Annotated in this window: 13 protein-coding genes and 1 tRNA gene; 5 read left to right on the top strand and 9 right to left on the bottom strand. The window is 63.0% G+C overall.

What is annotated here, in order from left to right:
• Positions 1-70: 70 nt before the first annotated feature.
• Both ahcY and K3172_RS08340 read right to left on the bottom strand, forming a co-directional pair.
• Positions 71-1,480: an adenosylhomocysteinase gene (ahcY, locus tag K3172_RS08345; RefSeq protein WP_221588698.1), complete on the bottom strand. Its 1,410-nt coding sequence runs from the start codon at positions 1,478-1,480 to the stop codon at positions 71-73.
• A gap of 167 nt (positions 1,481-1,647) precedes the next feature.
• Complete coding sequence (locus K3172_RS08340; protein ID WP_221588696.1) at positions 1,648-2,112, bottom strand: S-adenosyl-L-homocysteine hydrolase; 465 nt, start codon at positions 2,110-2,112, stop codon at positions 1,648-1,650.
• A 176-nt stretch (positions 2,113-2,288) separates the two neighbouring features.
• On the opposite strand from K3172_RS08340, the gene K3172_RS08335 reads away from it, so the two are divergent.
• On the top strand, positions 2,289-2,768 hold the full coding sequence (locus K3172_RS08335) for a peroxiredoxin (RefSeq protein WP_221588694.1): 480 nt from the start codon (positions 2,289-2,291) through the stop codon (positions 2,766-2,768).
• A 78-nt stretch (positions 2,769-2,846) separates the two neighbouring features.
• Positions 2,847-3,119, top strand: coding sequence for a hypothetical protein (locus K3172_RS08330; RefSeq protein ID WP_221588692.1), 273 nt, complete (start codon positions 2,847-2,849; stop codon positions 3,117-3,119).
• A gap of 3 nt (positions 3,120-3,122) precedes the next feature.
• Here the strand turns inward: K3172_RS08330 and folE are convergent, their stop codons facing one another.
• Genes folE through K3172_RS08315 form a run of 3 tightly spaced genes read right to left on the bottom strand, consistent with a single transcriptional unit; the run spans position 3,123 to position 5,784 of the window.
• A complete protein-coding gene (gene folE / locus K3172_RS08325; RefSeq protein ID WP_221588691.1) occupies positions 3,123-3,734 on the bottom strand; it encodes a GTP cyclohydrolase I FolE in 612 nt (203 codons plus the stop codon).
• Positions 3,731-5,272 carry a phospholipase D-like domain-containing protein gene (locus tag K3172_RS08320; RefSeq protein ID WP_221588689.1) on the bottom strand — a complete coding sequence of 514 codons (1,542 nt, stop codon included), beginning with the start codon at positions 5,270-5,272 and terminating at the stop codon, positions 3,731-3,733. Before K3172_RS08320 ends, folE begins: the two co-directional genes overlap by 4 nt.
• A 20-nt stretch (positions 5,273-5,292) precedes the next feature.
• The gene (locus tag K3172_RS08315; protein WP_221588687.1) at positions 5,293-5,784 is read right to left on the bottom strand and encodes a hemerythrin domain-containing protein; all 492 of its coding nucleotides are present in this window, start codon (positions 5,782-5,784) and stop codon (positions 5,293-5,295) included.
• A 90-nt stretch (positions 5,785-5,874) separates the two neighbouring features.
• Between K3172_RS08315 and K3172_RS08310 the strand changes: the two genes are divergently transcribed.
• Positions 5,875-6,273: a metallopeptidase family protein gene (locus tag K3172_RS08310; RefSeq protein ID WP_221588685.1), complete on the top strand. Its 399-nt coding sequence runs from the start codon at positions 5,875-5,877 to the stop codon at positions 6,271-6,273.
• A gap of 50 nt (positions 6,274-6,323) precedes the next feature.
• Here K3172_RS08310 and K3172_RS08305 read toward each other — a convergent pair.
• Together K3172_RS08305 and K3172_RS08300 are read right to left on the bottom strand one after the other, a co-directional pair.
• Positions 6,324-6,400, bottom strand: a tRNA-Arg gene (locus K3172_RS08305).
• Positions 6,401-6,444: 44 nt separating this feature from the next.
• A complete protein-coding gene (locus K3172_RS08300; protein WP_247717970.1) occupies positions 6,445-6,798 on the bottom strand; it encodes an NUDIX domain-containing protein in 354 nt (117 codons plus the stop codon).
• A 160-nt stretch (positions 6,799-6,958) separates the two neighbouring features.
• On the opposite strand from K3172_RS08300, the gene K3172_RS08295 reads away from it, so the two are divergent.
• Positions 6,959-7,138, top strand: a complete 180-nt coding sequence (locus K3172_RS08295) for a Flp family type IVb pilin (protein ID WP_221588682.1) — start codon at positions 6,959-6,961, stop codon at positions 7,136-7,138.
• A gap of 120 nt (positions 7,139-7,258) precedes the next feature.
• Positions 7,259-7,435, top strand: coding sequence for a Flp family type IVb pilin (locus K3172_RS08290; RefSeq protein ID WP_221588679.1), 177 nt, complete (start codon positions 7,259-7,261; stop codon positions 7,433-7,435).
• A gap of 85 nt (positions 7,436-7,520) precedes the next feature.
• Here K3172_RS08290 and K3172_RS08285 read toward each other — a convergent pair whose 3' ends face one another.
• Positions 7,521-8,993, bottom strand: a complete 1,473-nt coding sequence (locus K3172_RS08285) for a M48 family metalloprotease (RefSeq protein WP_221588677.1) — start codon at positions 8,991-8,993, stop codon at positions 7,521-7,523.
• A 102-nt stretch (positions 8,994-9,095) separates the two neighbouring features.
• Positions 9,096-10,040, bottom strand: a complete 945-nt coding sequence (locus K3172_RS08280) for an acetyl-CoA carboxylase carboxyltransferase subunit alpha (protein WP_221588675.1) — start codon at positions 10,038-10,040, stop codon at positions 9,096-9,098.
• Between the last annotated feature and the right edge of the window lie 2 nt (positions 10,041-10,042).

Below are 10,042 nucleotides of genomic sequence, written 5' to 3'. Positions count from 1 at the left end.
CTGCCAGCTATGCGCCCACGCGCGGGAGTGCAATGGCAAGCCATTGCGCTTCCCCGCAAAGCTGGGTCAGTCAGTAGCGATAGTGTTCCGGCTTGAACGGCCCTTCCACCGGCACGCCGATATAATCGGCCTGCTTCTGGCTGAGCTGGGTCAGCTTGACGCCGAGCTTGTCAAGATGCAGCGCCGCGACCTTCTCGTCGAGGTGCTTGGGCAGGACGTAGACGTCATTCTTGTAGTCGCCGGCGTTCTTCCACAGCTCGATCTGGGCCAGCGTCTGGTTGGTGAAGCTGAAGCTCATCACGAAGCTCGGGTGACCGGTCGCGCAGGCGAGGTTCACGAGGCGCCCCTTGCCGAGCACGATAAGCTCCTTCCCGTCGGGGAATTTCACCACGTCCGTGCCGGGCTTGAGTTCGTTCCACTCGTAATTGTCGATCGCCGAGATCTGGATCTCGCTGTCGAAGTGCCCGATGTTGCACACGATCGCCTTGTCCTTCATCGCCGCCATGTGGTCGGCGGTGATGACGTGCTCGTTGCCGGTCGCGGTCACGAAGATGTCCGCCTTGCCCGCGGCCTCTTCCATGGTAACGACCTCGAAGCCGTCCATCGCTGCCTGCAGGGCGCAGATCGGGTCGATCTCGGTCACCAGCACGCGCGCGCCGCCGTTGCGGAGCGACTGGGCGCTGCCCTTGCCGACATCGCCGAAGCCGGCGACCACGGCGACCTTGCCCGACAGCATGACATCCGTCGCACGGCGGATCGCGTCGACCAGCGATTCGCGGCAGCCGTAGAGGTTGTCGAACTTCGACTTGGTGACGCTGTCGTTCACGTTGATTGCGGGGAACGGCAACTTGCCGCCCTTGGCGATGTGATAGAGCCGGTGGACACCGGTAGTGGTCTCTTCCGAAACACCCTTGATCGCCTTGACCGAGCGGGTGAGGTAGCCGGGCTTGGCCGCCACGAAAGCCTTGAGCGCGCGCTGGAACTCGATTTCCTCGGCATTCTGCGGCTCGGGCAGTTCGTCTCCCGCCTCGATGCGCGCGCCCCACAGCGCGAACATGGTCGCATCGCCGCCATCGTCGAGGATGAGGTTGGCGGTGAGGTCGGGGTCCTCGTCGGTCGACCAGTCGAAAATCTTGCCGACATAATCCCAATAGTCCGCCAGGCTCTCGCCCTTGATCGCGAACACCGGAATATCGCGCGCCGCGATCGCTGCTGCGGCATGGTCCTGGGTGGAGAAGATGTTGCAGGTCGCCCAGCGGACGTCCGCGCCGAGTGCCACCAGCGTCTCGATCAGCACGGCGGTCTGGATGGTCATGTGCAGCGAGCCGGTGATCCGCGCGCCCTTGAGCGGCTGCTCCGCCCCGTATTCGTCGCGCAGCGCCATCAGGCCGGGCATTTCGGTTTCGGCGATGGCGATTTCGGCGCGGCCATATTCGGCCAGCGCGATATCCTTGATGACGTAGTCGTTGAATGCGGTCACGCTGTAGTCCTCGGATCCACTGGAAAGGGGTTGCGCCGCACAGGAAAAGGGCGACGCTTTCAAGCGCCGCCCCTAGCCCCTCCATCGGTCGAGGGCAATGCACCCCAACCCATTGTCCAAGCGCACTATCCTTTAGTCCCAGCGACTATCCGTAAGTCCCAGGGCATTCAGCGCGCCGCGAAACGCCCGCCGTTCTGCGGCCCTGCGGCCAGCAGTTCGTCGGCCGCGATCGTGAGATCGCCCGGATTGCGCGACTGGGCCAGATCGTCGGTGATGCCCTTCAGCGCACCGCAGTCCAGCCACGGGTGTCCCTGCCCGTACTGGTTTGCCATCCCGACGCTGATGCGGTCGAGCGCGCGCTTGGCGCCCTTCGCCCCGTGGCGTTTAACCAGTCCGCTCTCGAGCGTCCTGGCTGCGCCGTTCAGCGTGGTGAGGTGTGCGGCCGAAAACTTGCGATAACCCGGCTGGAAATCGTCCTTGCCCATGCGGCACCGCAGCGAGGTTACCATCAGCATGATGTCGAGCTTGCGGATCTGCTCCGCCTCGCGCGGCGTGGTCGCTCCTGCCGAAACCGGCGTCAGCAGAACCGCAACTGCCGCAGTTCCCGAAAGAGTCTTTTTGAATAGTCCCATGTCCCTGTCTCCCCAGCGGCGCGTCCCTGATTGCCCGCATAGGTAGAAGGTGGCCCCAAGATTTTACCCGAACTTAAAGGCCCGCGGTAAAGCGAAATTTACCATCCGGCTCGGTTGCATCGCAGGCGGCGCCCGCCTACCTCCGCCACTGGACGGGACAGACAAGGAATTTTGCGATGACGATTTCGGTGGGTGACAAGCTGCCTGACGTGACGCTGGTCAAGGCGACCGAGAGCGGTCCGGAACAGGTCCAGTCGGGCGAGTACTTCAAGGGCAAGACCGTTGCGCTGTTCTCGGTGCCGGGTGCCTTCACCCCGACCTGCTCGGCGCGCCACCTGCCCGGCTACGTCGAAAAGGCGGAAGAACTTAAGAGCAAGGGCGTCGACGAGATCGTGGCGACCGCGGTCAACGATGCTTTCGTGATGGGCGCATGGAAGGCGGCCAACAATGCCGATCCGGTGACCATGCTGGCAGACGGCAACGGCGATTTCGCGGAGGCTGTCGGCCTCACGATGGACGGTTCTGGCTTCGGCATGGGCAAGCGCGGCCAGCGCTACTCGATGATCGTCGAGGACGGCGTGGTGAAGGAACTCAATGTCGAGGCACCGGGCGATTTCTCGGTCTCGAGCGCGGAACACATGCTCGGCCAGCTCTGACACCCAAACCGTCCCATCTGCGGACAAAGACGCGCCCTGCCTTGCCCGACTCGCAAGGCGGGGCGCAGTCTTTTCGGCATGGGGGACAAGCAGACCAAACCCGAAACGGATCTCGACCGCGATTTCGGGGTGCTGCTGGGCTGGGATTCCGGCCCGGCCGGAGACCGGATCATGCTGATCATGCAGAGCGCACGAAAAACTCCCGGTTCCAACGACGACGTGCGCGACTTCCGCTATTTCCTCAGCAAGGAGCAGGCCGTCCTGCTGGGCAACTATCTATATGGCCTTGCGGGTGAGACCGCGCCGACGCGCAAGAGCCGCAGCCTGATCGAGCGGCTGTTCAAGGACTGAGCGTTAGCCGTAGCCCATGAGGCTCAGCACTTCCTTGCGGCTGCGCTGGTCCTCGAGGAAAGTCCCCATCATCCGGCTGGTGATCATCCCCACTCCCGGCGTGCGCACCCCGCGTGCCGTCATGCAGCTGTGCGAAGCCTCGATCACCACGGCGACACCCTGAGGCTCGAGGTTTTCCCAGATGCAGTCCGCGACCTCGGCGGTGAGCCGTTCCTGCACCTGCAATCGCCGTGCGTAACCATGCAGCACACGGGCGAGCTTGGAAATGCCGACCACGCGATCGTTGGGGAGGTATGCGATCGCAGCCTTGCCGATGATCGGCGCCATGTGGTGTTCGCAATGCGACTGGAACGGGATGTCCTTCAGCAGCACGATCTCGTTGTAACCGCCGACTTCCTCGAACACCCGGCTGAGATGGTAGCCCGGGTCTTCCCCGTATCCGAGGCAATATTCCTTCCAGGCGCGTGCGACGCGCGCGGGCGTGTCGAGCAGGCCTTCGCGGGTCGGATCATCGCCCGCCCATTCGATGAGCGTGCGGATCGCTTCCTGCACGTGTGCGGGTACCGGCGGCTTGCCGCGCGGATCGTCTTCGTCGGGCCCGACCAGGCTGCTCATTTGCCCTGAATCCTCTTAATTCTGTTGCGCACGCGACCGAGGCGGCTTCCATTGCGGAACAGCCCGCCTTTTGCAAACGGCTCGAACAGGTCTTCCGGAGCGTCGGGGTCCAGCAAGCCGCTATGCGCGACTGTCTTTTCGGCCTCGTTGAGTTCGGGCGGATGATAGCGACACAATTGTCGTCCGCCCTTTCCGGCACAATGGTCGATGACGGCTGCCATCGAGGAATGCGTATCGAGCATCTGTTCGACGGCAAGTTCATCCAGTCCCAGATGCTCGGCCAGCAGTGACAGGCGAATGCGCCGGATACCGTCGCGCGCATGGCCGTTGCCGTCGCGCGCCGCGTCGATGAACACGTCGCATTCGCTGTCGAGCCCCATCGACCGGTTGTTGAGATTGGCCGAACCCACGCGCAGGATCTCGTCATCGACGATCATCACCTTGGCGTGGACGTAGATCGGTGTGTCGCCGGTCTTCGGGCACCAGATCGAAAAGCGCCCCTGTTTGTCCACGGCGGCGATACACCGGACGAGTTCGGCGCGCGCATGATCCATTGCCTGCTGTTCGAGCCAGCCGTCGGCATTTTCCGGGTGGACGAGCACGATTTCCGGGGGGTCGTCTTCTTCCATGCGTGCGAGGATTGCTTCGCCGACTGCGCGCGAGGCAAAGTATTGGCTCTCGGCATAGATAAAGCGTTTGGCGCGCCTGACATGTTCAACGAACAGCTTTTCGATTTCGCGAACCTGCTCCCAATCCCGATATTCCGCGCGTGTCCGCGCTATGCCGATCTCCACGTCCTCGAAATCGGGTGCGAGACCTTCGGGCCACAAGCTCTTTTCAGAGCGCTTGAGCGGAACCAGCGGGTTGCCGCCCGCCCTGATCCAGCGGTCGCGGCCAAGCTCGCTCAGGGCTTCCGCGATCTCGCCTTCCATCATGAGCGAGGCGTCGTGCCACGGCATGTACTTGAAGCCGGTCGGCGTCTTGCGCCGCGGTTCATGTTCGCGGTGCTCGCGTGTGTCCCAGCGCTTGGTGGTCATGTCGATCCCCCCGCATATGGCGAGCGAGCTGTCGAGCACCGCCAACTTCTGGTGGTGGCTACATCCGACCGGATGGGCCGAATCGAACTTGAAGTCGATCCGCCGGTGCCGGATCCATCGGACCAGGTCCCACCACATCGATCCGCGAAAGGTGAACTTGAAGACGCCGAAACTCCATTTGAGAATCCGGATTTCCAGCGTGCGGCGGTTCCGTACGAGCCACGCGAAAAACGCACCCAGCCGCCGCGGATGATCGCTGCGCCAGGCACGCTGCCACCACCGGCGTCCTTCGTGGAAGTGGATGCGGGTGTCGAAATCCCAACCGATAAGCAGGATACGAAAGCGTGCATTGAGCATTGCCTCCTGCATCGCTTCGAAATAGTTTTCCGCGTCGACGAGCATCTTGACCCGATCGGCCTTGGCATACCGCCAAACGCCCGGCTCGACGCCATCGTCGAGCCGGGACACGCGTTTCGGATCCGTCTGTTCCGGTTCCCCCATGGCCCCCTCCTAGCGAAGGATCACTCCTTGGCGTCCTCTTTCTTTTCGGGAGTGACCTCGGCCTCGGCCTTTTCCTCGCGCTTCCGGCGTTCGAATACCTGTTCCATATGGGCCATGTCCTCCTTGTCGAGGTAGTTGGCGAAGTCGGGGAAGTGGTCCTCTTCCTCTTCCTGGATATGGTGACGATAGCGGTGATCGAACTCCTTGAACTTGGTCAGCCACGCGCCAGTCGCCATGTCGGTCGCGGCAAGGTCGTTCAGGGCTTCGTCGATCTCGTGGTGCTCGGCGACGGAATGCCGCGTCTCGTCGGTCGTCGGCGGCTTGCGTAGCATTGTGGAATAGAGCGCCTGCTCCTCGGCGGCGGCGTGACCCTTCAATTCCTTGGTCAGTTCGGTGAAGAGTTCCTCGCGTTCCGGCGTATCCCCGCTCGTCTCGAGCAACCGGTCGAGCAGCGCGCGATGTTTGTCGTGGTCTTCTTTCAGGCGGTCGAAAATTTCTGCGGCGTCGGCCATCGGGGTATCTCCTTTTGCCTGAATAACAGGCTCGAACGCTTCCAGTTCCTCTGACTTGTGACGCAGCCCGCCCGCTCCCATATCAGGCAAATGATGCACGACCGGACCGGGCCGACAGCCGCACAGATGCAACAGATGGCGGAAGCTGTGCGCGCGTCTCTCCCGCCAGAATTCCGGGAGCAGATGCAGGACATCGTCTTGCAGGTCGAAGACTTCGCGACGGCGGAACAGCTGGAATCGGTCGGCCTCGGCGATCGCTGGGACCTGACCGGGCTTTACGAAGGGGTCGCCCTGCCCGATCGCTCGGTCTGGGAAAGCGGCCGCATGCCCGCGCGCATCTGGCTCTTTCGCGAGCCGCTGATCGCAGAATGGCGTGCCACCGGCGTCCATATGGAAGATCTTGTCCGGCATGTCGTCGTGCACGAGGCCGGCCATCACTTCGGGTTCAGCGACGACGATATGCACCAGCTGGAAGACGAGGCGGATTAAGCAGCCGCGAACCACAAAAGCCCACCCCTCTTGCGAGGGATGGGCTTTTATGGCGCACCCGGAACGATTCGAACGTCCGACCCCCAGATTCGTAGTCTGGTGCTCTATCCAGCTGAGCTACGGGTGCGCTGGAGGGCGCCACATAGGAGGGGTGTTCCGGCTTGGCAATCCCTAATCCGAAGGTTTTTGGAACAGCCCGCGCGCGAGCGCGATATCGAGGGGCGGTTTGGCCAGCGCCTCGATCTGCTCAGGCTCGAACCAGTCGATTGAACCGCCTTCGGACAGGGTGATCGGGGCCCCGCTCCAGCGCGCCGTGTAAAGAAGTATGACGATCGGGATCGCCTGCTCGTCCGGCATCTGTTGCGCGAACCCGGCCGGTTCCAGCTCCGAACGGTGAGTTTCGAGACCCAGCTCTTCGGCGATCTCGCGAACCAACGCATCCACGGGCGTTTCGCCCGGTTCGACCTTCCCCCCCGGGAATTCCCACAGGCCTCCATGCGCCTTTCCTTCGGGTCTCTTGTGCATCAGCCAGCGCCCATGCGAGTCGGACAGTGCCAGAGCCACGACGCACATCCATGTCGGATTTTTTTGCAATTCAGAGCTTCCCCTCAACCCTTTCTTAACGCTGCGGATCGTATTTGCCGACCGTCAGCTTCGACAAAGTGACAACTGGGGCAAAGCAATCATGGTCAACTTCCTGAACAAACTGGGACGCGACGAGAGCGGTGCCACGGCTGTCGAATACGGGCTGATCCTCGCCCTTATCTTCCTCGCAATGGTGGGGGCCATCCAGACGTTTGGCACGTCGACCATCACGATGTGGAACAAGGTGCAGACCGCGGTCTCGACCGCAACGTCTGCCTGAGGGGCAAATTGCTGCCTGGGATTGTTAGGAATTTTTCAACACCTCGGCAGCAATAAGAAGATCGCTCGAACCGCAACGTCGGAGCGAGCCGGGAACGAAGACTGAACCAGGAGACATACAATGAAGTTCATCAACAAGCTGCGCCGCAACGAAGAAGGCGCCACCGCTATCGAATACGGCCTGATCGCTGCTCTGATCGCCGTTGCTGCCATCACCGCGATGCAGAGCCTCGGCAACGAACTCTCGACGACCTTCAACAAGGTCTCGACCACGATGAGCACGTCGAACGCTGCTTAATCGCTAGCGGTAAAACGCAAAAGAAGAGGCGGCGGGGATAATCCCCGCCGCCTTTTTCTTTGTCCGATGTCGGCACGCCTTACACTCAGCGGGCGCGGACGACGATCTTGACCTTCTGGCCGGCGCTGACGTTCTCGTCCGAAGCGAGACCGTTGAGCACGCGGAACCGTTCGACCTGGTTGTCGCTGTAGGCCATCCGTCGCGCGAGCGAAGCTACGGTGTCGCCGCTGCCGACGGTTACCACGTCGATTTGACGCGGGATCACGCTGCCTGCCTCCTGCGCATTGATTCGGCGCATCGAGGAGAACATCGGGTTGAACGCGCTCGCGCTGCCGGCCTGGGTAATCGCCAGGAAGTGATAGGCGCGGTCGTTCGCGAATTCATAGGCAAACACGGTCACATCGACCTGGCCATTGCCCGAATTGACCCGCGCCGTGCCGTAGGCAGCCGGCAAGCCGTTGACGGTCGTTCGCTGGATCGAGCCCGGCGTGATCGTCTGCTCCTTGCTCAGACCGGAAAACACGCTCTGCACATAGGTGTTGAGGTTGCCGTTATAGGGCGCCAGCGTGAGCTGTGCCTTGCCGCTCTGGCCGTTGATCGTCACCGCGCGGGTGCCGTTGATCATGTAGAAGCCCTGCGGCGCGGTAAACGCGAAGCGCAGTTGCGGGTGGATGAACTCGCGGCCCTCGATCACCCCTTGCTCCGGATCGTCGCCGTAAAGGATGCCATCGATCCGGGTGAGGAAGGTGTCGCGATTGGTGACGCCGGTCATGCCCTGCGCCTTGGATAGCGCGCTTTGGACGCGGCTCGCCGGATCGGGGTGGGTCGATGCCCATTCGGGGAGCGACGCGTTGTCCCGGCCCTGGACACGCGCGTCGAGCGCGTTCTGCATAGCGAGGCTCCGCAGCACCGTCGCCATCGCGCGTGGATCGTAGCCGGCCTGATTGAGGTAGCGAATACCCAGATCGTCCGCCTCGAGCTCCTGCGAGCGAGAGAACTTCAGCGTGAGCAGCTGCGAACCCTGCAGCGCTGCCTGGCCGATCTGCTGGCCGAGCCCGGTATTTCCGAGCAGCAAGCCGGACAGGATCGCCGCGCCTGCGCCCAGCAAGGTATTCCGCTGCGCGGCCTGCTGGCGGCGCTGCGAGTGACGCGCGGCCACGTGACCGACTTCGTGGCCGAGCACACCGGCGAGCTCCGCCTCGTTGTTCATCAGCGCGACCAGCTGGCGGGTAGTGTAGACATAGCCGCCGGGGATCGCGAAAGCGTTGTTTACCGGGCTGTTGAGCAGCGACACGGTGAAGCTGTCGCGCGCGTTGCCGAGGCCCGATTGCACGGCGATGTTCTTGCCGACCTGCTCGACATACTGCGCCTGCGACCCCGTCATCGCGCCGCCGAATTCGGCCAGCAGCTGCGGATGCGCTTCGGCACCCATCTGCGCTTCGCTCTGGGTGATCGGCGCGGAGGCATCGGGGATCGGACCGCCGACTGCGGCACAGCCAGCCAGTGCGAGGGACAGCGTGGCCGTCGTGACAGCCAGAATCGATTTCGTACGCGACATAAAGGGCTCCCCTTGAGCGCGTGCCTTTCTCGTGAAAGCACCCGCAAATTCATCAATATGAGGGGAGAACAGGGCGACGCGGGACTTTGTTCCCGCGCGCCGTCAGCCTGCGATGCGGAGGAACCGCTCTTCGCGCATGCGCTTCAGCTCGTCGCCGGAATGACGCGAGAGCATGTCGAGCTCTTCGCCGATCGCGGCGCCCAGTGACAAGGCGGCACTGCGCGGATCGCGGTGGGCCCCACCGATGGGTTCCGGCACGATACGGTCGATAACCTTGAGTTCGGCGAGGTTCTGGGCGGTCACCTTCATCGCTTCGGCGGCATCGGGCGCCTTTTCCGCCGTGCGCCACAGGATCGACGCGCAACCTTCGGGGGAAATGACCGAATAGACCGCGTGCTCCATCATCAGCACGCGTTCGGCACTGGCCAGCGCAACGGCGCCGCCCGACCCGCCCTCGCCCACGATCGCGGCGACCATGGGCACGGGAAGCGCAAGGCAGGCCTCTGTGGAGCGGGCGATGGCTTCGGCCTGGCCGCGCTCCTCGGCCTCGACGCCGGGAAAGGCGCCCGAGGTGTCGACCAGCGTGACCACCGGCAAACCGAATCGGCCCGCCAGTTCCATCAGGCGGATCGCCTTGCGATAGCCCTCCGGCTTGCCCATGCCGAAATTGTGGCGGAGCCGGCTGGCGGTATCGTTGCCTTTTTCGTGACCGATCAGCACGATCTTGCGCCCGTCGAGCCTGGCGAAGCCACCCATTATCGCCTCGTCCTCGCCATAGGCGCGGTCGCCGCCCAGCGGCACGAACTCTTCGAAGGCATGTTCGACATAATCGCGGAAATGCGGGCGCGACGGATGCCGGGCAACCTGCGTCTTCTGCCACGGCGTCAGCGCCTCATAGGTGCTCGCCAGCAGTGCTGCACTCTTGAGCTCGAGCCGCTGGAGTTCGTTGGAAATGTCGACATCATCGCCCTCGGCCGCGCTGCGCAGTTCTTCGATGCGCTGCTCCAGCTCCGCGACGGGCTTCTCGAATTCGAGGTAGGAAATCATCG

The sequence above is a fragment of the Qipengyuania proteolytica genome (assembly GCF_019711565.1).
Classification (GTDB): domain Bacteria; phylum Pseudomonadota; class Alphaproteobacteria; order Sphingomonadales; family Sphingomonadaceae; genus Qipengyuania; species Qipengyuania proteolytica.
This window is presented reverse-complemented; position numbering and strand designations above follow the sequence as displayed.